Below are 22,856 nucleotides of genomic sequence, written 5' to 3'. Positions count from 1 at the left end.
GTATGAGTTGTGCCAGATAAGTCCACGGATAAATCCCCAGCCTGCGCTCCTTATTCGAACAAAACGGACGATCAAAAAAGGCAAGGCCTACCGTTCGTCGACTTTCTAAAAAATTAGTATCTGGGAAAAATAAAAACCCCATAAAAAAGTACAAACCGCACACTTACTCCTACAGAAATACCTTACTCAACATAGCAAGATCATTCTTGCTTACCGAAACTAAAATACAGCTTCAAAAAGGAATTCCACAGTTCCACGCTAGAAACCAGTCACACCAGAACAAAACAAAACCATTAAGGCTCCTAACATCATGTAGGACGCATCTTAAAAGCCCATAGGAAAAACCCTACAACACAAAACCCCCTCGCTTGCACCCATCACTAAAATGAACTAATACTTACAGCACCACTTAATGCCCAATGGCTCTACCTTCCATAAAAAAATAAAAACAACAAACACGGAAAATCGCCACTCAATGACTAAAAATATTATACCCAGAGCCTCTGCCCTGACATCCATATTCATAAAAGAACAATCAAAAGAACCCATCGCCCTTTTCTGGATCATGATATCGCCTTGCGCGATGTTCTATTTTTTTGCAGCAACCAGGCAAGACCCTAACTACTTTTCGAGCAATTACATTACTGCTTCAGCATGGTTTTATGCCTACATCTCTTCCAGTGTCGCACTATTTGGATTCGCCTTTTACATAATCGGAAGAAGGGAAAGCGGATTCACCCGATCATTTATTTACTCCAAAGAATCAAAACTGATTTTTCTTCTATCGCACTTCATAGCCTACTCATTAATATCAATATCTTATTGCACAACCTTTTACTTAACGACCAAACTCCCCTTTGGAGACTATGACCTCAGTGAACTATTGAATATCGCGCTACGCTTCTACATCTGCTTTATCATGTTTTGCGCGATCGGGGCTGTGTTCTCGTTGTTACCGATCAATTTTCAGAACTCGAACACTCTGCTTTCCATTTTTTCGTTCTGCATGTTAATCCTCGGAGTAATGAGTGCCAGCAGATCAAACCCCATCACCGACGCTTTGAACCTCGCAAACCCACTGACACTTGCAAGCCGAATAATGGAACAGGGCCTTGAATCCAACAAACTCATCACAACAGCAATAATTCTTTTATTTATTTTAGTCTTGCACAAAACATTCAAGTACCTAAGAATCAACCCCGTATGGAGCCGATACTGATGAAAAAATTCACGGCGCAGAGCATTGATTTCTCCTATACAGACACCCCCCTCTTGACCCAGGCATCACTTGAGGTTGCTCAAGGCGATATTGTCGGCATTCTGGGGCCCAACGGATCTGGGAAAACAACTTTTTTCGATATCGTCTGCGAGCTTAAAAAAGCAAAGTCTGGCTCCATAAAAAACGACTTCAGTCACTTTTTATACCTTTCTCAAATCATCAGCACTCCCCCACCGCTGCGAATGCGTGACATCTTTAAAATGGTGACTGCGCTGTCATCAAGCGAACCGATGACACAGGATAAGACCTTAAAAAAACTAAGTGCATGGAGCCCTGCAATAGTTGATCGATATCAAGACATATGGAACAAAAAATCATCGCTATGCAGCTACGGAGAGACACGCTGGCTCTTTACGCTCTCTCTTCTTTCAATGTCTGCAGACTTCGTGATTCTCGACGAGCCGACTGCCGGTGTAGATCCGGAGTTTCGGCGTTATATTTGGCAGTGCCTACGCGGCGCCGCCAGTGAGGGCACCGCTATTCTGGTTTCCTCGCACAATGTTGATGAAGTCATTAACCATTGTGATTATTTTTACATGATTAGCCAGAAACGCTTCAATCGCTTTGCCAATGGTAGTGAGTTCATGCATCGGTATGGCGTAAAAACTGTGGACGATGCGTTTATCCGAGCCGTTACTGAACCTGTATTCACAGCATAAAGCCGGTCGACTGCTCGCGAACACCGCCAAGGCGCACCGATTCCTCCAACTACATCGCTTTATCGTTCACGTCCATCGCGAGCAGGCTCGCTCCTACAGGGGTGAGTTGTGCCAGGTAGGCCCACGGATAAATCCCCCGCTCATGGCCATCGCTGAACACCAGTTGCAGGCCATACCCCTGCGGGTGCAATTCAATGACCCGAACCCGCCCATCAACCATCGGGGTCAACCCCTGCAACCGAAACGCCCGGCATTGCGAACACGGGCACTGGCGACGCAATTCGGCATGGTCCAACACCTGTTCGCGACCATCCGGCCAGTTCAGTCGCAACTGTTGTTTGCTCCGTGAATTACCCACCGCCAGCGGATTCATTGCAGTTGACTCAAGGCAATGCGCACGGCCTTGCGTACTTCAGGGTCGCCGTCGTCCTGCGCGGCCTGCAGTGCCGCAATGGCCTGTGGGTCGTTCAATTCGCCGAGGGCCAGCGCGGCTTCCTTGCGCAGGTTGCTGATGCGGTGGCCGAGGGTGTCGATCAGCGCTTCGAGCGCCGGTACAAAACGCAAGCGACCGAGGCTGCGGGTGGCGCGCAGGCGCACTTGCCAGTAATCGTCGCCCAAGGCGTCGATCAGGGCTGGGCCGGCATCGAGGTGGCCGACTTTGCCCAGGGTGGTGGCGGCTTCTTCGCGGACTTGCCAGGCAGCGTCGCGCAAGGCCTGGCGCAGGGCCGGCAGCACCTGCGCGTCAGACGCCAGGCCCAAGGCCCCGGTGGCGGCACGACGAACCTCGGTGTCCGGGTCAGCGCTGGCCAACCGCGCCAGGGCCGGCAAGGCATCGAGTTGCTTGAGCCAACCGAGCACGCCCACCGCCTCGCGGCGCACGCTGGCGCTCTCATCGTCCAGTGCCCGGGCAGCCGCTTCGGCGGCATCGGGGCAACGCAACTCGCGCAACGCCCTGAACGCAGCGATGCGCACGCCGCTGTCGGCGTGCCCGGTCCACGGCAGAATGACTCGGCCCGCCGCCTCGCTCTTGAGCAGGCTGAGGCTTTGCGCAGCGGCCACCTGCACCGCCGGGGATGGATCCGTCAGCGCCTGGCACAACGCCTCGACCACGGGCTCGTCCTCCCAGGCTTCCAGCAACCGCGCGGCTTCGGCGCGAACGTCTGCAATCGGGTCTTCGGCCAGTCGATTGATCAACCACTGCAGGCCGTCCGGCTCCTCGAGATCGGCCAGTTCGATCAGCGCGATCCGGCGTACGCCAGGGTCGTCATCGGTCAGGCGCGGTTGCAGGGCAAGAATGTCGTCGTTATCGGTTACATCGAATAGTGAGGTCATAGGGCAAATCGCGGCAGTTTGTTTTCAGGGGGAAGTCCGAGCGGGTTCAGGCGCGGCAATTGCCGACCGTCTTCGTGCCGCAGGAGTTCGAGGCAATGGCGCTTGAGATGCGAGAATTCAGGGCAGGTCACCAGCTCCGTGCTGCGCGGCCTGGGGAAGTCCAGGCGCAGGTCTTCGATGATTCGGCCGGGACGCGAGCTCATGACCAGCAAGCGATCGGCGAGGAACAGCGCTTCGTCGATGTCATGGGTGACAAACACCACGGTAGTGCGGATGCGCGTCCAGATGTCCAGCAGCAGTTCCTGCATGTTCAATCGGGTCAGGGCGTCGAGGGCACCGAAGGGTTCGTCCATCAGCAACAGGCGGGGACGATTGACCAGCACCCGGGCGATTTCCACCCGTTGCTGCATGCCGCCGGAAAGCTGATCGGGCCAGCGCCCGGCAAAACCTTCAAGGCCCACCAGGGCGAGGATTTCATCCGCCGCCTTGTGCCGTTCGAGCTTGCCGACGCCACGCATTTTCAAGCCGAACGCCACGTTGTCACGCACCGTGCGCCACGGAAACAGGGTGTGCTGCTGGAACACCATGCCGCGTTGCGGCGATGGCCCAAAAACCGGTGCGCCATCCACATTCAAGGTGCCGGTGCGCGGTTGCAGGTGGCCGGCCAGGGCGCCGAGCAGGGTCGATTTGCCGCAACCGGACGGCCCGAGAATGCACACGAACTGGCCCGGTTCGATCTGGCAATCGAGGCCCTGCACCGCTTCGAAAGCCGCGGCCCCCTCGCCCAGGCTGATCGACAGCCCACGAATATCGATGCGCCCTTCCAAGTGTTGAAAAACGCTCATCAGGCTTTTCCTCGTGGGCGATGCCAAGGCGTGAACAACCCGCCCAGGCGTTTGATTAACAGGCTGCTGCCCATGCCGAGCACGCCGATCAGTAGCATGCCGACGACAATGTCGGCGTAGTTCTGGAGGGTGTAGGACTCCCAGGTGTAATAGCCGATGCCGAATTGGCCGGAGATCATCTCCGCCGTCACCAAGCAGAACCACGAGGTGCCCATGCCGATGGCCAGGCCCGTGATGATGCTCGGCGCGGCGCCCGGAAGAATGACCTCCAGCAGGATGGCCCGGCGCCCTGCCCCGAGGCTTTTCGCCGAGGCGATCAACCGTGGGTCGACGCCTTCGACACCGTGCACGGTGTTGAGCAGGATCGGGAACAGTGCGCCGGTGAAGGTGATGAACACCATCGACAGTTCCGACGAGGGAAACATCAGGATCGCCAGGGGAATCCATGCCACGGCCGGGATCGGGCGCAGCACTTCCAGGGGCGGCAGCAATAGATCCTCGGCCCATTTCGAGCGGCCGATGGCCAGGCCCAGCGCCACGCCAATGATCAGTGCCGCGAGGTAACCGGCGAATACCCGACCGAGACTGCTGCCCAGGTGCTGCGCGAGCTTGCCGGAGTCGCCGAGGCCGAGGGCGGCTTCAATGACCGCCAGGGGTGTCGGGACGTTGGCGAAGGTCACCAGGCCAAGGTTCCAGTGGTGGCTGGCGGCGAGTTGCCAGAACAGCAGGCAGAGCAGCAGTGAAGCGGCTCTGGGGAGCCAGCGTGAATAGGATCGGTACACAATTATTCCTCTCGACCAAAAACCCGTAGGAGCCGGCTTGCTGGCGATAGCGGCGGGTCAGTCGACATCAATGTTGAATGTCAGTCAGCAATCGCCAGCAAGCCGGCTCCTACAGGGTTAGCGGGTGGCCACGGCCTGGGTAGTGGCATCGGTAAAGTCAAAGACCTTGCCGCCCTGGGCCGTGGCGAATTGCTGGGCCTGGCCCTTGAGCAGGAACGCACTCAGTTGCCCTTTGCCATCGGTGGCAAACCACGCCTGATCCGCGAGCAACTTGATCCCGCTGTCGCTGGCCTGGGCGTACACCGCGCGGATGTTTTTGCCTTCCTGCTTCAGGGCCGCCAGCGCGCTAAATGCCGACTCCGCCGAGGCGTACTGACGGACTTTCGGCTCACCGCGCACCCAGATTTCCACCACGTGGCTGAGGTCGGTGATGGCTTTGCCGCTGGCGGCATCGACAGCCTTGAGCGGCGTCTGCTTGTAGTCCGCAAGCTGCGCGCTGTAGTCCAGGTGTGCGGCCTTGAAGGCGGCGCGGATGTACTGGTCGTCGATGAAGTGGTTGAGATCGAGACCGCGATCAGCCTTCTTCAACAACTTGAGGGTATCGATGGCGGTGCCCACGGCCTGACGGTATTCCGGCTTCCAGCTCAGGTCGCGGGTCTGCACGCCGAGGGGGCCGTGGAACAGGTAATTGACCTCGGCATCGACCCCGGTGACCTTGGCGATCAATTCGCTGTATTTCTCCGGCTCAGCCGCCAGTAGCTGGTTGGCTTCGATGCTCGCCCGCAGGTAAGCGACGACGATTTCCGGGTACTTCTGCGCATAGGCCTGGTCGACCAGCGCACCGTGGAAGGTCGGCGCGCTGGCCTGGGAGCCGTCATAAATCTTGCGCGCGAAGCCACGGCTGGGGAACAGTTCGGCGAAGGGTACGAAGTCGGCGTGAGCATCGATCTTGCCGGCCTGCAACGCGGAGCCGGCGACTTCCGGCGGCTGGGCGATGATGTTGACGTCCTTGAGCGGGTCCCAGCCCTGGGCCGCGACGGCGCGCAGCAGCATGCCATGGGCAGTGGAAGCGAACGGCACGGAAATGGTCTTGCCCTTCAGCTCTGCCAATGACTGCACCCCCGACGCACTCGGCACCACGATGCCGTTGCCGCTGCCCTTGGTGCTGCCCGACAGCACGCTGATAAACAGACTGTGTTTGCCAGCGGTTTCGAACGCCACGCCGTTGAACGCACCGGGGAAATCGGCCATCGCGCCGAAGTCGAGTTTGCCGGCGACCATCTCGTTGGTCAGCGGTGCACCGCTGGTGAAGTTTTTCCACTGCACGTCGTATTGGGCGTCTTTGTAGGGACCGTCGTGGGGCAGGTATTTGTCCAGCAGCCCGAGTTCGCGAATCAACAGACCGCCGGCGGCGCAGTTGATGGTGGTGTCCTGGGTGCCGATGGCAATGCGGATGGTTTCGGCCGAGGCCGACAAAGTGAATGACGCCAGTACCAGACCGGCCAAAGTTGCACGCAACATGAATGTTTCCCCTCGAATCATTTATAGGATGTTCGTCTCCGCCACGATCAGGGCGTGGTGGGAAACGAGGGGTGTCTTGAATCAGGCGTCCGGTGGTGGCCGGATGGCTTTAACGCAATTTTTTCAACACACGACCTGTAGGAGCCGGCTTGCCGGCGAAAGCGGTGTGTCAGTTACAGAGAGGGTGAATTTGAAATCGTCTTCGCTGGCAAGCCAGCTCCTACAAAAGCAATTACCGCAGCAGGTACGGGATCTCGACTTTCACGGCACCTGTCGGGCAGTCCTTTTCACAGGGCATGCAGTACCAGCATTCATCGAAGGCCATGTAGGCCTTTTGCGTGGCCGGGTTGATCGCCAGCAGATCCATCGGGCAAACGTCGACGCACACGGTGCAGCCTTTGTGGGCGATGCATTTGTCCTCATCGACCGTGACGGGTGCGTTGGAGCGGAAAAAGATTTCCTGGGGTTGGTAAGCCATGTTCGGTCTCTCTTTTGTTGTCGGCATCAAGCCGCATCGGCACCGACCCGCAGCCGGTCGTAGGCCTGCATCTCGTCGGCGTCCAGCGGGATGATGTAAGGCTCGACGGCTTTCCTGAAACTGCTCATCAAACCGTTTTCGTCCTTCTTCAGGTGGCAATGGCAGAACCAGTCGCGGTCGTTGCGTTGTGGGTGATCGACGCGATGGTGGTACAGCCCCCAGCGGCTTTCGGCGCGGAACAATGAAGCGCGGGCAGCCATTTCGGCGCAGTCGCGGATCATGCTGACTTCCATGGCGCGCATCAGCTCGTGGGCGTTGTGGGCCTTGATCTGGTCGAGGTCGCGCTGGATGTCGCTGAAGCGTTGGAGGCCGATCTGCATCTTCTTGGTCACTTTCGGCGGTTGCAGGTAGTCGTTGACGAAGCGCCGCAGCTTGTACTCGACCTGGGCCGGTGGCAGGCCATGTTCGCGGTCCAGCGGCGCGTAGACCCGTTGTTTTTCGGTTTCGATCTGCCGGGCATCCAGTGCGGAAAACTCACGCCCGGCGACAAAATCCGCCGCGTTGTTGCCGGCGAACCAGCCGTAGGTGAACGCGCCGAGCATGTAGTTGTGCGGCACGGCTGCCATGTCGCCAGCCGAGTACAGGCCCTTGACCGAGGTCTCGGCCTTTTCGTTGACCCACACCCCCGACGCCGAATGCCCGCTGCAAAAGCCGATTTCGGAGATGTGCATCTCGACCATCTGCGTGCGGTAGTCGGTGCCGCGATTGGCATGGAACTGGCCACGGCTCGGGCGCTCGTTGCTGTGCAGGATCTCTTCGATGTTCTGGATGGTTTCCTCGGCCAGGTGATCGAGTTTGAGAAACACCGGGCCATTGCCGCTTTCCAGCTCCTGGTGGAACTCCCACATCATCTGCCCGCTCCAGTAGTCGCACTCGATGAAGCGTTCGCCCTTGTTGTTGGCGGTGTAGCCACCCAAGGGTCCGGTGACGTAGGCACAGGCCGGGCCGTTGTAATCCTTGATCAGCGGGTTGATCTGGAAGCACTCCAGGTTCGCCAGCTCGGCCCCGGCGTGGTAGGCCATCGAGTAGCCGTCGCCGGCATTGGTCGGGTTTTCGTAGGTGCCCATCAGGTAGCCCGAGGACGGCAAGCCCAGGCGTCCGGCGGCGCCGCAGGCGAGGATTACCGCCTTGGCCTTGATCACATGGAAGTCAGCGGTGCGGCAATCGAAGCCCATTACGCCGTTGACCGCGCCCTCTTCATCCGTGAGCAAACGGGTGCAGACCAGGCGATTGGTGATGCTCACTCGCGCACGCTTCAACTGGCGGTACAGGACTTTTTTGATGTCATGCCCTTCCGGCATCGGCAACACATAAGCGCCCATGTGGTGGACCTTTTTCACCGCGTAGTCGCCGGTTTCGTCCTTCTCGAATTTCACGCCCCAGCGGTCCAGTTGCTCGATAGTCTCGAAGCTGTGGGTGGCATAGGCGTACACCGCGGCCTGGTTGACGATGCCGTCATTGGCGATGGTGATTTCCTTGGTGTACTGCTCCGGCGTCGAGTGGCCGGGAATGATCGCGTTGTTCAGGCCGTCCATGCCCATGCTGATCGCGCCGCTGCGCTTGACGTTGGCCTTATCGATCAACAACACCCGTAGGTCGCGGTTGCGCTCCTTGGCCTTGATCGCCGCCATGGGGCCGGCGGTGCCGCCGCCAATGACAACGATGTCGTATTCCTGCTCCAACGTGCTGCGCGTCATGCCTGCTCCCCTTTTTGCCGGTCGATCCGCAGGCGGTACTGGAAGGCATCGCCACGGTAGTAAAGGTGTTCGAAGTCCAGCGGCCGACCGTTGATATCGTGGGTCAGGCGTTCGATGCGCATGATCGGCGAGCCGGGTTCGACGTTCAGTGCCTGGGTCAGGTCGCTGTCGGCCAGTACCGCATCGATGGCCAGGTCGGCGTGTCCCAAGGCTAGGCCGCAGTCGTTTTCCAGGATCAGGAAGATGTCGCGGGTGACCAGGTCAGCCTTTTCCAGGCGCTCGCCAATAGCCTTGGGCAGGTAGGTGATTTCCAGGGAAATCGGCTCACGGTTGATCAAGCGCACCCGTTTGACCTGCGCCACGATCTCGCCTTCGGCCACCTGCAAACGCTCGGCCACGAGCTTGTCGGCGGCAATGAATTTGAAACTGCGCAGACGGTTGATCACCTCATAGCCGCGCCCGGTCATGGACTCGGCCAGGCCTTGCAGGGTGCTGACGTTCTGGAAGGTTTTCGGCTTGGCGACGAAGGTGCCCTTGCCGTGGATCTTGAAAATCAGCCCTTCTTTTTGCAGATCACCCAACGCCTGGCGCACGGTGATGCGGCTGACCTTGAACAATGCGCCAAGCTCGCTTTCGGAAGGCATTTGGCTGTCTTGTGGATATTCGCCGTCGAGAATGCGGGCGCGCAGCACGTCTCGCAGCTGGGTGTGCAACGGGACGCTGCTCAGGGATAGAACGTTATCGGTCATGGCAGATCACTTGTTATAACGAGTTATGACGTGATCTTAGAGAGGTTATGGCAGGCTTGAGAAATACCGAATGTGCATAAGGTTAGATGCGCGAAGCAATCCAAAACTGTAGGAGCGAGCCTGCTCGCGATAAACCCGAGAACGCCGTGGGGTGTCAGACTTCCAGCGTTATCGTTGACGACCATCGCGAGCAGGCTCGCTCCTACAGGGGGTGTGACCTGAAGAATCAGTGGCGCTTGAGAATCTGGTCCATCACCCAGTCGGTCTTCAGCGCTTCCCCGGCCACCGCCGGATGCTGCGCCTCGCCACGAATATGCGCATTCATGCCCAATACGTGGTGCCACTGAATGTGGGCGTGATGCTCGATGGTCAGGCTCAGGTGTTCATCGGCGTGCAACTCGACCGGGTGCTCATCGAACACTGAGAACGTGATCCGGCCTTTGCTGCCAATTACTTCGACCCGGTCTTCACGACGGTCTGCAACGAAGTTCCAGCAACCCATGCCCATCGCTCCCGAGGCGAACCGCCAACAGGCGCTGACAGCATCTTCGGCGGCGTACAAACCGGCTTGCCGTGCGGTGAACCCGGCGACTTCGACGATATCGCCGAGCAGGTACTGAAACAGGTCCAGGCCATGGCTGGCCAGATCGGCAAAGTAACCACCACCGGCAATCGCCGGATCGGTGCGCCAGTTATCGGCGCCGTTCTGATCCGCCGCCGACGGGGCTTTGGTGAGGGTCCAGCTCAGGTGCCGGACCTCGCCGATCCGCCCCTCTTCCAGCCATTGCCGCACTTGCCGGAAGCGTGGCAGTGAACGCCGGTAATAGGACACGAACAGGTGCAGCCCGGCATCGGCAAACACCTGCTGCATCTCACGGCTTTGCCCGGCGTTCAGCGCCATCGGTTTTTCGACGCAGCAATGCTTGCCGGCGGCGGCCACCTGCAAGGCGTAAGCGTGATGGCTGTCGGGCGGCGTGGCGATGTACACCGCGTCGACCTCGGGATCGTTGATCAACGCTTGCGCATCGGTGTAGACCCGCGCGATGCCGTGGCGCGCGGCGTAGTCAGTGACGGCTTCCAGGCGTCGGCCCATCACCGCCACCAACGCCGATCCTGGGGCCTTGTAGAAGGCCGGCGCGCTTTTGCGTTCAGCGACACTGCCACAACCGATCATGCCCCAGCGGACCAGGTTCATAGGTTCTCCTTGATCCTCAACCGATGCGCAATGCGCGCAGGTCCAGTCGACCGTCCTTGAGCGGCGGGCACCAGTAGTAGCCACCGGTGATCGGACGGCTGATGCGGTACAAACCGTCGGTGATGCCGTCTTCCAGGCCACTCATGCGGCGCAGCTGGGCTTCGAAGGCATCAAGGGAAAAACCAAAGGCGAGGAACATCAGGCCGGCACGCTCGCCTTCGATCCACGGCATCGAGCGGCGCACCACGAAGGCCTCAGGCGCGAAGCTTTCCTGGGCGGTACGTTTGACGTGGGCGGAAACCGGCGCGTCGTCGATCTCTTCGTTATCGCTCAAGCGGCGACCCATGATGTTGTCCTTCTCATGGGACGGCATCGCGTGGAAGCCCTTGAGGTCATGCTGCCACTGCTGGATCGCGGCGAAACTGCCGCCGACCGTGCCGTCGGCGCCCTCAGCCACCAGGGCGGCGGCAACTGCGGCTTCGTCGTGGGGGTTCTCGGTGCCGTCTTCGTAGCCGGTCAGGTCATGGCCGGTCATGTGGCGGAAGGTTTCGTTCATCTGCACCAGGCGCAGCGCCGGGGCCAATGCCGCCGTAATGGCGTTGCTGCGGTTGAGCAACTCACCACGGTCTTCACCGTGCAGCCAGCACCACAGTGCGTGTTGGGTAGACGGATTGTCGACGCCGACACCGGTCAACGCCGGAAAGGTTCGCAAGCCATCGATCTGAGCGTGCAGTGCATTGACCAGCGATTCACCAAAACCGACGACAGCCGATTTCCCGTCCACCAGCTGCATCAAGTTGTCGAGCGCGACCGGCAATGCCTCGACCGATTCGAGAGCGAAGAACATATGACGGGCTTGAGGCGGAACGGGGGTGGCGAGAATGCCCGGCTGGTAATGACTCATATGAACTCCTTGAAAAAGAGCACGGAGTTTAACCGGAGTACGAAGGTTTGTGTGCCATCGGAGGCCGAAGGGCTTCTGTGGCGAGGGGGCTTGAACTGGCCTAATTATTCCGGACACCTCTTAAGGGCGATATGATTTCGCCAACTTGGAGGTTCCATGAACGAAAGAAAGGTCTACACCCGCGAGTTCAAGCTTCAGGCTGCCAGCATGGTGCTTGATGATAACTGTCCGGTTCCAGATGTTTGTGCATCGCTGGATATTGGGCCCACCGCTTTACGGCGCTGGGTCGATCAGGTTCGCAAGGAACGCGAGGGACAGCCAGTCAAAGGCACCAAGGCGATTACCGAGGATCAGCGCCAGATCCAGGAGTTAAAAGCCAAGATCAAGCGCATGGAGATGGAAGCCGAGATCTTAAAAAAGGCTACCGCTCTCTTGATGTCGGATCCCGATCGTTTTCGATGATTGCGGAGCTTAGAGAGTCATTCCCGACCGCCTTGCTGTGTCGTGTTTTCGATGTGAAGCGCAGCAGCTTTTATGAGTGGCTTCAGCGGCTCGCCAAGCCGCAGGTCAGACGCGAGGAGCTCAAGCTGAAAGTGGTTGAGCTTCACAGCGAAAGCCGTGAAGCCATGGGCTCCAGGATGATCAGCAAGGGCCTGAATTCGCAAAACATAGCGGTCGGAAGGAGTCTTGTCAGAGCGCTGATGAGGGAGGCAAACATTGTCAGTAAACAACGCCAGCCGCATCCATTCAGGTCCAAGGGGGTTGAAGCATTTGTTGCGCCTAATCGACTCAAACGCAACTTCAAACCGACTGCTGTTGATCAGGTCTGGTGTGGCGACGTTACCAGTTTGATGGTGGGCAAGCGCTGGGTTCACCTGGCCATCGTAATTGACCTGTTTGCTCGTCGAGTCATTGGCTGGGCATTCTCTCTAGTCAATGACGCCAACTTGGTCAGCAAGGCGCTACGCATGGCGACAGAGGTACGAACCTGCCCGCCGGGGCTGATGTTCCACTCGGATCAGGGCTGTCAGTACACCAGCCGCAAGTTTCAAGAAGAACTGGCCCGCCACGGCATTTTGCAAAGCATGAGTCATCGCGGACAGTGCTGGGACAACGCTCCAACAGAGCGTTTTTTCGGCACACTGAAATCAGAATGGGTTCCCCGCAGCGGCTACAGCATGGTCGAGGAAGCAAAAACCGACATGGTGCGCTTCTTCATGTACTACAACCGCACCAGGCTCCACAGCTATAACAACTACCTGTCGCCAATAGCTATGGAGCAAAAAGCGGCATAAACACCGTAATCGGTGTCCGGGATTACTTGACCAGTTCAGCTTGCCCCCGTTGGGTTGCGAAGCAGCCCCAAAACCTGCCGACTCGGTATGACTGAAAATAGAGGGGAGCGCTACGCGCTCCAACGGGGGCAAGCCCCCTCGCCACAGAAGCCCCCTCGCCACAGAAGCAGCACACCACAAAAGATCAAACCACGCTGGGGCTTTCGTGGCGAAACGCACTCGGGCTCATGCCGGTCCAGCGTTTGAAAGCCCGGCGGAAGCTGCGCACGTCGCTGTAGCCGACCTCCTCGGTGATGCGCTCGATGGACATGTCCGGGTTGGCCAGCAGGCTCATCGTGCGGGCCTGGCGCACCTGCTCCAGCAGCGTTTCGAACGTCAGCGCGTGCTCGGTGAGGCGGCGGCGCAAGGTGCGGCTGCTCATGTTCAGGTCGCCGGCGATTTTCTCGATGTGGCTGCCCTCGGTCAGGTCCCGGGCAATCGCCCGTTCCACCGCCTGGATCAGATCCATTTTCTGGTGCACCTGCGCCGCTTCCAGTTCGAGCAGTTTCACCGCCTGACGCAGGGCCAGGGAATGATGATTGGGCAACTGAACGTCCAGCCAGTGCGCATCGATCACCATGCGGTTTTGCAGGCAACCGAAACGCACGTCCGGCCCCAGCAGTCGCGAATATTCGTTGAGATAGTCCGGCGCGGCATGCATGAATTCCACGGCCATCGGTTTGAAATCCACCCCGGCCAGCGCCCGGCCGTACACCAGCAGGCTGGCGAAAAACTCTTCGACTGCGAACAACTGCACGTCGGCGAACGGCAAGCGGCATTCAACGTCGACAAACACCCGGTCACCCGCCTCCTCCACACTCGATACGACAATGCCGCCCGATGTGTGTTGATGACGAATGCCCAGTTCAAAGGCATCGCGCAGGGTCTTGCACAGCGACAACACATGCCCCAGCAACCCCAGCGTACCGAGCACATTCTGCGCACCGACCCACAAGCCCAGGCCCTGGTTGGGCAAGGCTTTGAGCGCGCGTTGAATCATGGCCACGGCCTGGCGATAGGAAATGCGCTGCGCGGGGTCCTGAAGGTCTTCGAAGTTGAAACCCAACCCACGACACAGGCTCTCGGGATCGATGCCTTTTTGCTCGGCGACTTCGGCCAGGGTTTGCAGGAGAAACGGCGACACCAGCGCCAATTCAAAGGTGGGATCAGTCACTTTCATTTGCATGGGGCTATACATTCCGGGTCAAGCTGCATTCTTATTTTTGTAACCGGTTATGTCGAAGGAAGTTAGCACAGGGTTCAAAGGCTGTCCGCAGAAGTCCCCCTAAATGGCCGCCAATACCCTGCCTTGCAGGGCGCAGACAGCTTATTTCTATGTGGCGGCCCTCGTATGGATGCCGAAAAGCCCGCTAACAATAATAACGAGTACACCCATGATCCCGACCCGCACGACACTTCCCCTACTGGTCATCAGCCTGGCCGGCGTCTGCGCACTGCAATCGGCACTGGCCACCGAGGCTGGCGTGGACAACATCGGCCCCGGCACCGACGGCTACTTCATGTTGCCGCTTTCGCCCGACAGCCTTCCGGACAACATGGTTGCGTTCAACCTTTACTACAACCACTACAAGGCCACGAAGCTGAACATCAGCTCGTTCGGCGGCAAGGTGCCGAACGTCGAGATCGAATCCACGGCGGTCATTCCGCGCCTGGATTACCTCAGCCCGGTGCGCGTGTTTGGCGGCCGGCTGGCCGGCTACATCGCGCAGCCCTGGCTCAAGCAGGAAGTCTCGGTGTTCGGCCTGCCGCAGGACACCCGCGAAGGCATGGGCGACACCACGGTTGCGCCGATTATTCTCTGGGACATGGGCCCGAGCCTGACCCTCGGCGCCGCCATTGAAGTCACGGTGCCGACCGGCGAATACAGCGTCGATCGCCTGGCCAATACCAGCAACAACTTCTACACCTACAAACCGCTGTTCTCCTTCACTTGGCTGCCGACGGACAGAACTGAGGTGTCGATGAAGACCACCTACAGTTTCAACGAAAAAAACAAGGACACCGATTACAAGTCAGGGCAGATTTTCCACTTCGACTATTCGGCCAGTTTCAAGATCACCGACGACCTGATGCTCGGGTTGAACGGCTACTACCTCAAGCAAACCACCGACGACAAACAGTTCGGCCACACCGTGCAGTTCAATGGCGAAGACGTGAACGACGGGGTGCGCGGCCAGGTGTTCGCGATCGGTCCGGCGCTGCACTGGACCTTTCTCAAATACGCCAGCGCGGAGATTCGCTGGGCCAAGGAGTTCGACGTGGAAAACCGGCCTGAAGGGGAAATGCTTTGGGCGAAGGTGAGTATTCCTTATGCGTTTTGACTGAACTGACGCTATCGCTGGCAAGCCAGCTCCTACAGGGTGCAGAGTTGCCCTTGTAGGAGCTGGCTTGCCAGCGATAGCGGCGGCACAGCCACAGAAAAACCCTCAGGAATACACCGGCCAGGTATCCACAATCTTCCCACCCCGAACCGCCAGCAAATCCCCAAACTGCAACAACACCGACTCCGTCTGGGTCGGCCGCAAGAACACCTGATCCTCAACCGCCAACCCCACCGCCGCCGAACCATTGGCCATTTCCTGGTTCGAGCTGCGGCCATACACACCATTGCTCTGCAACCCCGGTGGCGATTCGAACTCCGCCATCCAGTTACCGCCATAGATAAAAAAGGTCTCGCGCTGATTGGTGTCCCACCAGGAAAACAGCCTGGACTTGTCATCCAGCGCCGGAATGTTTACCGCCCCGGTGCTTTTCAACACCGGCGTAGCGATATAAGCCGCTGGCACATGTTCCACCAACAACGGCAAATCATAGTGAGTGGGCTTGAGCATCGCCGTTCCCACCGACACTTCGCTGCTGAGCTGTTCGTGCTCGTGCATGCGATAGCTCGGGCTGCCGGCCGTGTTGAGGGTCAACCCTTCTCGCCATAAAGCGGGGTATTGCTGACGGGTGAAATCGACACAGCGGTTGTAGATCAGCATTACCTTGGCGAACAGTTCCTCAGGCGAGCCCAGAATCCCCGGCACCCCCATGCCCACGAACGGGTCGTAGCCCATGAACCCAGCGAACTCCAAATGCTGTGGGTGCTGGCTGATCAGCGTCAGCATCTGCCCGAGTACGCCAAGATCGCTGACGCCACCGCGATGCAGCCCGACATCCAGCTCGATGTTCACTCGCATTCGCGTGCCCAGCCCCTGAGCCAGGGCGAGGTATTGCTGCAGGCGTTGCGGCGTATCGAGCAACCATTGCAACTGCTTCGAAGGGTCGAAAGGCCCCTTGTGCGACTGATAAAACAACTCGGCCGAACGCACCGGCAGCGGCTTGCCCAACAGAATGTCGGCCTCGGAAAACTGCACGGCGTCATGATTGAGAAACGGCTGGTGAAACGACATCAGGCGTTGCGTGCCGGCACGCTGGGCGATGTAGCTCAAGAGCCCCGGCGCCGGCAGCGATTTCTCCACCAGCCGCAGGTGTTTGCCACCGCGCTTGACCGACTGCATCACCACATCGATGTTGTGATCGAGCCGGTCAAGGTCGATCAGCATCACCGGTCGCATCGGGCCGTGGTCCTTGAGTTCGCGGTTCAGCGTACGGAAGTAATCGTTATAGGGCGCACCTCGGTCACCCGGCCGCAGCCACGCCCCGAGCCCCACCAACAAGGCGCCGACACCTGCCGTGCCGAGCAAGAAATTGCGGCGATTGACGGCCATCAGTTCACCCCCAGAATCGATGACAAATGCGCATTGAGAAACTTGCCGCTGGGGTCGAGTTCCTGCCGCACCTGGATGAATTCCTGCCAGCGCGGGTACAACGGCTGCAGGTTTTTCGCGTTCAGGGTATGCAACTTGCCCCAGTGCGGCCGGCCGTTGTACTTCCAGAAAATCGGCTCGATGGCGGCAAAGAAGTTGTGATGATCCATCTGGTAGTGCTGGTGCACCGAGATCGAGCAGCTGTCGCGGCCTTCGAACATGCTCAGGGGAATGTCGTCGGCCTTGACGTAACGGTATTCGATTGGAAACCAGGTGCGCAGGTCCTTGTCCTGGATCAGCTTGAGGATCTCGCGCAAACACGCCGGGCCGTATTCGGCCGGCACGGAATACTCCATTTCGTTGAAACGCACCGTGCGCACGTTGGCGTAGATGTCGAACGAGTCGCCCACCCGGTCATCGAAACTGGCCAGGTGGCGCAAGCTGTTGAGCAGGGTGCGACGCAGGTCCGGGAAGTCGCTGGCGTATTTGTCGATCTTCTCGATCAGCGTGACAAACTCGTTGCCACCCTCCTCATCCGCCGGGACCGGCGGCGTGGCCGGGTCGGTGGTTTCGTTCAGGGCGATCGACAAGGCGTAGTCGGAATGGGTGACCACGAGCATTTCCCAGTGCTGGTTTTCCCGGGTGTTCTTGTCCAGGTCTTCGAGCAACTCTTCGGTCTTGGCAATCCACTGGCGCTCCCTCAAGCGATAGGCCGGGCGGTTCTGCAGACGAATTTTCGTGGCCACCCCGAGTGCGCCCAGCGACACCCGTGCCGCGTTGAACACTTCAGGATGACGCGTGCTGTCGCAGTCCACTACCTCGCCGCTGGCGGTCACTAACTGCAAGCCACAGACATGCGCCGAATAGGATTGAAAGTTCTTGCCGGTACCGTGGGTCGAGGTCGAGATCGCACCGGCAAGGGTCTGGTAATCGATGTCGGCCATGTTTTGCAGGGCCTGGCCGATATCTTTGAGCGGCGAGCCCATGCGTGACATGGGTGTGCCGGCGGCGAACTCGGCTTGCAGCGTTTTCCCGTCGTGATCGAGCAACCCGGTGAAATAACTCAGCGACAGCAAGGTGCCGTCGGTGGGCACCAGTGCGCTGAAGGAATGCGCCGAGCCCACCGGACGAATCTTGCCGGGGGCCTGGCGCACCACTTGCGTCAACTCATCCAGGTTCCTCGGCGCCAGCCGCGCCGCCGGCAGGCAACTCTGGGCGCCCGACCAGTTGCGCCAGGGAATCAGTCGTGGTGCGCGCAGCAACTCGGCCAGTGCCGGCGTTGAGCCGAGCGCGGTAAAGGCGCCAATGACGCTCGCCCGTTGCAACAATTGACGTCGTGTCAGGTCCATCGTCATGAATCGCACCCTGCCTTCTTGTTATTGGATTTGCTGGCCGGACATAAAGGCAATCAGCGCCAGGAACTGCTCCTGCGAACACTGCATGCACATGCCCATCGGCGGCATGCCGTTGTAACCGTTGATCGCGTGATCAAGCAGCGTGTCCGCGCCCTGCAACACCCGTGGCTCCCAGGCCTTGATGTCGCCGGTCAGCGGCGCCCCGGCCGACGGGTTGGCGTGGCAAAGCTTGCAGCTGTTGTCGTAGACCTGCGCCAGCTCGGCGTCGGCGGGCCTCGCAGCGCCTGCTTCGCTGCGGGTTGGCGGGGTTTTCGGCTCTTCCCCGCACCCCGCCAGCAACGCTGCAAAGACACACCCCACCAAGGCCAAACAAAGGCTAGGCTTTTCAGTTAATCGGCTTGCCCGCATGGCTGTCCTCTCATTGGCTGCCCGGCCAGCCGGGTCCAGCTTTTTTTGTTGTGATCAAGGAGAGTCAACATTAAGGCACCCCGCGTGGGCGGGTTGAGGGCATTGGGGGCCAACAAGGGGCGCTTCTGAGGCCATGACGGAAGGCGTCGGTCAATGCACGATCGATCACCCTGTACGGCAAAACCCTGAGATGAGTCATGACAAGCGTTGCTGAGGTCTGCTAAAACGATTCATCAGTGCATCACCCAATCCAGAGGGGTAGCGACATGACCACAGCCAATATTCTCCAGAACCTGTTCCCGAGCCCCGCCGACATCCCGGAAAAGTACCGCCTTGACGGCCAGACCGAGCAGCGTGAGTACCTGGTCGATGGCGAACTGAGAACCTGGAGCGGGCCACTGGCCCAGGTCCGTAGCCCGGTGTACCTGAGCGGGCCAAATGGCGACGAGCAAGTGATCCTCGGCAGCACGCCGCTGCTGGATGCCGACACCGCGTTGACCGCCCTCGACGCCGCAGTGCGCGCCTACGACCGCGGTCAGGGCCTGTGGCCGACCATGCGCGTGGCCGAACGCATTCAGCACGTCGAAACCTTCCTGGGGCGCATGCGCGAGCAGCGCGACGCCGTGGTCAAGTTGCTGATGTGGGAGATCGGCAAGAACCTCAAGGACTCGGAAAAGGAGTTCGACCGGACCTGCGACTACATCGTCGACACCATCAACGCACTCAAAGAGCTCGATCGCCGCTCCAGTCGTTTCGAACTGGAACAGGACACCCTCGGCCAGATCCGACGCGTGCCGTTGGGCGTCGCCCTGTGCATGGGGCCTTACAACTATCCGTTGAACGAAACCTTCACCACGCTGATCCCGGCACTGATCATGGGCAACACCGTGGTGTTCAAGCCGGCCAAACTCGGCGTGCTGTTGATTCGCCCGCTGCTGGAAGCCTTCCGCGACAGCTTCCCGACCGGGGTGATCAACGTCATCTACGGCAGCGGCCGCGAGACGGTCAGTGCGCTGATGGCCAGCGGGAAGATCGACATCTTTGCCTTCATCGGCACCAACAAGGCCGCCAGCGATCTGAAAAAACTCCACCCCAAACCTCACCGTTTGCGCGCGGCGCTGGGCCTGGATGCGAAAAACCCCGGCATCGTCCTACCGGAAGTGGATCTGGACAACGCGGTCAGCGAGGCGGTGACCGGTTCGCTGTCATTCAATGGCCAGCGTTGCACGGCCTTGAAGATCCTGTTTGTTCACGAGGACGTGGTCGAGTCCTTCATCGACAAATTCAATGCCCGGCTCGCCAACCTCAAACCCGGCATGCCCTGGGAAAGTGGCGTGGCCCTGACGCCACTGCCGGAGTCGGGCAAGGTCGATTATCTGCATGCCCTGGTGGCGGATGCCGAGAGCAAAGGCGCCAAGGTAGTCAACCCAAACGGCGGCGAGGCACGTGCGTCGTTCTTCTACCCGGCGGTGCTGTACCCGGTCACGCCGCAGATGCGCATTTATCAGGAAGAACAGTTCGGCCCGGTCATCCCCATCGTGCCGTACCGGCATCTGGATACCGTGATCGATTACGTGCTGGAGTCGGACTTCGGCCAGCAGTTGAGCATCTTCGGCACCAACCCGGTGGCGGTCGGCCGGCTGGTGGACACTTTCGCCAACCAGGTCGGGCGCATCAACCTCAATGCCCAGTGCCAGCGCGGCCCGGACACCTATCCTTTCAATGGTCGCAAGAACTCCGCCGAAGGCACTTTGTCGGTCCATGACGCACTGCGGGTGTTTTCGATCCGCACCCTGGTCGCGACCAAGTTCCAGGAGACCAACAAGGACCTGATCAGCGAGATCATCAGCGGCCGTAGTTCGAGCTTCCTGACCACCGACTACATCTTCTGAGGAGCGCCAGCCTGAGTACATCCAGAGCCCAACGATTGCCACCGCTACTGCGCCGATTGCTGCGTCCATTGCTGGACCCGTACCGGCGCTATCGCCATGCCCGGGTGATCCATGCGGTACGGGTGTCGCTCGGCTTGCTGGCGACAATCCTGCTCACCACCGGGATCAATCTGCCCCACGGTGAATGGGCGTCAGTGACGATGCTGGTGGTGATCGGCGGCTTGCAGCACCACGGCAACATCGGCAAGAAAGCCGCCGAGCGTGCCATAGGCACCTTGATCGGCGCCGGAGTCGGCCTGGTGCTGGTGGTACAACAGGCCTGGCTAGGGATGCCGTGGCTGACCTATTTCGCGATGTCGGTGGTCTGCGGTTTTTTCTCGTATCACGCCATCGGCAAGGGCGGCTACACCGCGCTGCTGTCGGCGATTACCGTGTTTATCGTCGCGGGGCACGGTGACAACCCGGTCACCGATGGTTTGTGGCGCGGGGTGGACATCCTGATCGGCATTGCCCTGGCCCTGGCGTTTTCCTTTGCCTTGCCGCTGTATGCCGTTTATTCCTGGCGCTACAACCTGGCCGATGCGCTGCGTGATTGCGCGAAAATCTACGGACGCATCATTGACGGCCAGGCCATCACCGCCGACGAACACCTCAAGCTCATGACTCGCCTGAACGCGGCGATGGTGCAACTTCGCTCACTGATGCCGTCGGTGTCAAAGGAGGTGAAGATCTCCATGACCGAACTCGATGCCATCCAGCGCAACCTGCGCATGTGCGTCAGCACCCTGGAAATCCTCGGCAATACCCGACCGGATGCCAATGACCCCGAGGCGATGAGGCTGCTGCAAACGGCACTCAAAGCCGAACATCGACAGATTCGCGTGCAATTGATCGGCATGGCCCGGGCGCTGAAATCAGGTGCTGCCCAGCGGCTCAACCGGCCCATGGATTTGCCGTTGATCAGCCTTGATGCACCGGTCTACAACACGCTGGACGGCTATCGCCTGCTGACTCAACAACTGGCCAGCAACATCGGCGAGATGCGCCAGCGCTTGGCCAAGAGCGCGCCGCGCTGGAACATCTGACGCCTGGGTCGCGGGTTACTGCGTCACCGTGCGCCGAAACTTCAGCGACCAGCCTTGTTGCATGCCGGCAGCGGCCAGCAGAATCGCCGCGACCCCGATCCATTGCAGTGTCTCCAGGCGATGGCCGAAGGCAAACCAGTCAACGAAAATCGCCGCAATCGGGTAGATGAAGGACAGCGCCCCCGTCAGCGCGGTCGGCAGTTTTTGAATGGCGCCGTACAGCAACACGTACATCACACCGGTGTGCACCATGCCCAGCGTCACCAGGCTGGCCCACGCGCTCGGCGCCTGGGGCAATACGGAGAGATTCGCGAAGGGCGCGAGCAACAGCACGCCTGTGCTGACCTGGACCAGCGCGATCAAATGCGGTGGGGTTCCGGTCAGGCGCTTGATGATCAACGCGGCAATCGCGTACAGAAACGCCGCGCCCAACGCCAGGACAATCCCCGTCAGGTAATCGCTGCCGCTCTCGCCCTGGCTGCCATGGGCGCTGACGATTGCCAGCATCCCGAGGAACGACACACCCAGCCAGACCAGCTTCTGCGTCGTGATCTTTTCATTGAGAAACAGCGCCGCCAGCCCGACCAACATGAACGGCTGGACGTTATAGACAGCGGTGCCGATGGCAATTGACGCCCGGGAATAGGACGCGAACAACAGCACCCAGTTGCCGACAATCGCCACACCGCTGAGCACGGCGAGCAAGAACGTGGTGCGGGTCAGGATGCCGGGGCGCAGAAAGCCGAAGGCCGCGCAAATCAGCAGCAGGGTGCCGGCACCAAACAGGCAGCGCCAGAACACCACATCCAGCACCGGTTGCCCGGACACCAGCACGAACCAGCCGATGGTACCGGAGATCAGCATGGCGGCCGTCATTTCGAACGAGCCGCGGCGTAGGGTTTTGTCCATCATCAGACTCCTGTGTTTGTAGGCAAAGTATGCCAATGCACCCAGGCGTCACTCCATAGCAAAAAGCAGGCTAAACTCTGGATCGACCTTTTTTATAAAGGCACTTTTGAAAAAATGCCTAATAGAGGGTATCGCCATGACCGATGACATCGACCAGATGCTGATCACGGCCCTGATGGAAGATTCGCGACGCTCGCTCAAGGCTCTGGCACAGATCAGCGGCCTGTCCTCCCCCAGTGTTGCCGAGCGTCTGCGCCGCCTGGAAGAGCGAGGCGTACTCAAGGGCTACACCGTTGAAATCGACCCGAAATGCTTTGGCTATCAACTCCAGGCCATCGTGCGCATTCGTCCGTTGCCGGGGCAATTGCAGGAAGTGGAACGGCAAATCATGGCCATTCCCGAATTCACCGAGTGCGACAAGGTCACCGGTGACGATTGCTTCATCGCGCGCCTGCATGTGCGCTCGATGGAACAACTGGATACCCTGCTCGACCGCCTCAACACCCACGCTGAAACCAATACCGCAATCGTCAAGAAAACCCCGGTCAAGCGCCGGTTGCCGCCCATGGCGTGAGTGATATTTGTTTCGGACTGAAGTAGAT

At 59.4% G+C, this 22,856-nt stretch carries 23 protein-coding genes; 8 read left to right on the top strand and 15 right to left on the bottom strand.

Translation table 11 applies throughout. The features are described 5' to 3' along the window. Positions 1–475 precede the first annotated feature (475 nt). Together B0D71_RS32145 and B0D71_RS01255 are read left to right on the top strand one after the other, a co-directional pair. Positions 476–1,219, top strand: coding sequence for an ABC transporter permease (locus B0D71_RS32145; protein ID WP_103393115.1), 744 nt, complete (start codon positions 476–478; stop codon positions 1,217–1,219). Further along, positions 1,219–1,938 (top strand): ATP-binding cassette domain-containing protein, encoded by a 720-nt coding sequence (locus tag B0D71_RS01255; RefSeq protein WP_103393114.1) that lies wholly within the window; start codon positions 1,219–1,221, stop codon positions 1,936–1,938. The genes B0D71_RS32145 and B0D71_RS01255 overlap by 1 nt, the downstream gene beginning before the upstream one ends. A 49-nt stretch (positions 1,939–1,987) precedes the next feature. Here the strand turns inward: B0D71_RS01255 and B0D71_RS01250 are convergent, their stop codons facing one another. From B0D71_RS01250 to B0D71_RS01205, 10 genes are all read right to left on the bottom strand, one after another. Further along, positions 1,988–2,311 carry a DUF971 domain-containing protein gene (locus B0D71_RS01250; RefSeq protein WP_103393113.1) on the bottom strand — a complete coding sequence of 108 codons (324 nt, stop codon included), beginning with the start codon at positions 2,309–2,311 and terminating at the stop codon, positions 1,988–1,990. Then, positions 2,308–3,270 carry a HEAT repeat domain-containing protein gene (locus tag B0D71_RS01245; RefSeq protein ID WP_103393112.1) on the bottom strand — a complete coding sequence of 321 codons (963 nt, stop codon included), beginning with the start codon at positions 3,268–3,270 and terminating at the stop codon, positions 2,308–2,310. Before B0D71_RS01245 ends, B0D71_RS01250 begins: the two co-directional genes overlap by 4 nt. Further along, positions 3,267–4,115, bottom strand: a complete 849-nt coding sequence (locus B0D71_RS01240; RefSeq protein WP_103393111.1) for an ABC transporter ATP-binding protein — start codon at positions 4,113–4,115, stop codon at positions 3,267–3,269. Before B0D71_RS01240 ends, B0D71_RS01245 begins: the two co-directional genes overlap by 4 nt. Further along, the gene (locus B0D71_RS01235; RefSeq protein ID WP_103393110.1) at positions 4,115–4,897 is read right to left on the bottom strand and encodes an ABC transporter permease; all 783 of its coding nucleotides are present in this window, start codon (positions 4,895–4,897) and stop codon (positions 4,115–4,117) included. The genes B0D71_RS01240 and B0D71_RS01235 overlap by 1 nt, the downstream gene beginning before the upstream one ends. A gap of 117 nt (positions 4,898–5,014) precedes the next feature. Then, entirely contained in the window at positions 5,015–6,418 is a 1,404-nt protein-coding gene (locus tag B0D71_RS01230) for an ABC transporter substrate-binding protein (RefSeq protein ID WP_103393109.1), read from the bottom strand. A gap of 232 nt (positions 6,419–6,650) precedes the next feature. Further along, positions 6,651–6,896 (bottom strand): 4Fe-4S dicluster domain-containing protein, encoded by a 246-nt coding sequence (locus B0D71_RS01225; protein ID WP_003180418.1) that lies wholly within the window; start codon positions 6,894–6,896, stop codon positions 6,651–6,653. A gap of 26 nt (positions 6,897–6,922) precedes the next feature. Then, positions 6,923–8,653 carry a fumarate reductase/succinate dehydrogenase flavoprotein subunit gene (locus tag B0D71_RS01220; protein WP_103393108.1) on the bottom strand — a complete coding sequence of 577 codons (1,731 nt, stop codon included), beginning with the start codon at positions 8,651–8,653 and terminating at the stop codon, positions 6,923–6,925. Continuing rightward, positions 8,650–9,402 (bottom strand): GntR family transcriptional regulator, encoded by a 753-nt coding sequence (locus tag B0D71_RS01215; protein WP_103393107.1) that lies wholly within the window; start codon positions 9,400–9,402, stop codon positions 8,650–8,652. The genes B0D71_RS01220 and B0D71_RS01215 overlap by 4 nt, the downstream gene beginning before the upstream one ends. Positions 9,403–9,628: 226 nt before the next feature. After that, on the bottom strand, positions 9,629–10,597 hold the full coding sequence (locus B0D71_RS01210) for a Gfo/Idh/MocA family protein (RefSeq protein WP_103393106.1): 969 nt from the start codon (positions 10,595–10,597) through the stop codon (positions 9,629–9,631). Between the two features lie 16 nt (positions 10,598–10,613). Further along, positions 10,614–11,501: a Dyp-type peroxidase gene (locus B0D71_RS01205; protein ID WP_103393105.1), complete on the bottom strand. Its 888-nt coding sequence runs from the start codon at positions 11,499–11,501 to the stop codon at positions 10,614–10,616. A gap of 156 nt (positions 11,502–11,657) precedes the next feature. Here B0D71_RS01205 and B0D71_RS31630 point away from each other — a divergent pair, with 156 nt between their 5' ends. Both B0D71_RS31630 and B0D71_RS01200 read left to right on the top strand, forming a co-directional pair. Continuing rightward, entirely contained in the window at positions 11,658–11,963 is a 306-nt protein-coding gene (locus B0D71_RS31630) for a transposase (protein WP_240635653.1), read from the top strand. Beyond that, complete coding sequence (locus tag B0D71_RS01200) at positions 11,960–12,796, top strand: IS3 family transposase (protein WP_240635652.1); 837 nt, start codon at positions 11,960–11,962, stop codon at positions 12,794–12,796. Before B0D71_RS31630 ends, B0D71_RS01200 begins: the two co-directional genes overlap by 4 nt. A 184-nt stretch (positions 12,797–12,980) precedes the next feature. Here B0D71_RS01200 and B0D71_RS01195 read toward each other — a convergent pair whose 3' ends face one another. Continuing rightward, positions 12,981–14,021, bottom strand: a complete 1,041-nt coding sequence (locus tag B0D71_RS01195; protein ID WP_103393104.1) for an AraC family transcriptional regulator — start codon at positions 14,019–14,021, stop codon at positions 12,981–12,983. Positions 14,022–14,229: 208 nt separating this feature from the next. Here B0D71_RS01195 and B0D71_RS01190 point away from each other — a divergent pair, with 208 nt between their 5' ends. Next, positions 14,230–15,177, top strand: coding sequence for a SphA family protein (locus B0D71_RS01190; protein ID WP_103393103.1), 948 nt, complete (start codon positions 14,230–14,232; stop codon positions 15,175–15,177). A 105-nt stretch (positions 15,178–15,282) separates the two neighbouring features. Here B0D71_RS01190 and B0D71_RS01185 read toward each other — a convergent pair whose 3' ends face one another. The 3 genes from B0D71_RS01185 to B0D71_RS01175 form a co-directional block, all read right to left on the bottom strand. Continuing rightward, positions 15,283–16,491 carry a DSD1 family PLP-dependent enzyme gene (locus B0D71_RS01185; RefSeq protein ID WP_165798696.1) on the bottom strand — a complete coding sequence of 403 codons (1,209 nt, stop codon included), beginning with the start codon at positions 16,489–16,491 and terminating at the stop codon, positions 15,283–15,285. Positions 16,492–16,565: 74 nt separating this feature from the next. Continuing rightward, a complete protein-coding gene (locus B0D71_RS01180; protein WP_103393101.1) occupies positions 16,566–17,960 on the bottom strand; it encodes a D-arabinono-1,4-lactone oxidase in 1,395 nt (464 codons plus the stop codon). 21 nt (positions 17,961–17,981) lie between these two features. Beyond that, positions 17,982–18,368 (bottom strand): c-type cytochrome, encoded by a 387-nt coding sequence (locus B0D71_RS01175; RefSeq protein ID WP_240635651.1) that lies wholly within the window; start codon positions 18,366–18,368, stop codon positions 17,982–17,984. A gap of 266 nt (positions 18,369–18,634) precedes the next feature. Between B0D71_RS01175 and B0D71_RS01170 the strand changes: the two genes are divergently transcribed. Both B0D71_RS01170 and B0D71_RS01165 read left to right on the top strand, forming a co-directional pair. Beyond that, positions 18,635–20,260 (top strand): NADP-dependent glyceraldehyde-3-phosphate dehydrogenase, encoded by a 1,626-nt coding sequence (locus B0D71_RS01170; protein WP_103393100.1) that lies wholly within the window; start codon positions 18,635–18,637, stop codon positions 20,258–20,260. A 35-nt stretch (positions 20,261–20,295) separates the two neighbouring features. Continuing rightward, entirely contained in the window at positions 20,296–21,345 is a 1,050-nt protein-coding gene (locus tag B0D71_RS01165; protein ID WP_103393099.1) for an FUSC family protein, read from the top strand. Between the two features lie 15 nt (positions 21,346–21,360). Here the strand turns inward: B0D71_RS01165 and B0D71_RS01160 are convergent, their stop codons facing one another. Further along, positions 21,361–22,254, bottom strand: coding sequence for a DMT family transporter (locus tag B0D71_RS01160; protein WP_103393098.1), 894 nt, complete (start codon positions 22,252–22,254; stop codon positions 21,361–21,363). Between the two features lie 136 nt (positions 22,255–22,390). Between B0D71_RS01160 and B0D71_RS01155 the strand changes: the two genes are divergently transcribed. Next, positions 22,391–22,828, top strand: coding sequence for an Lrp/AsnC family transcriptional regulator (locus tag B0D71_RS01155; protein WP_103393097.1), 438 nt, complete (start codon positions 22,391–22,393; stop codon positions 22,826–22,828). Positions 22,829–22,856 lie beyond the last annotated feature (28 nt).

The organism is Pseudomonas laurylsulfativorans (assembly GCF_002906155.1).
Classification (GTDB): Bacteria; Pseudomonadota; Gammaproteobacteria; order Pseudomonadales; family Pseudomonadaceae; genus Aquipseudomonas; species Aquipseudomonas laurylsulfativorans.
Note: the sequence above shows the minus strand (reverse complement) of the source record. Positions and strands in the feature narration are given on the sequence as shown.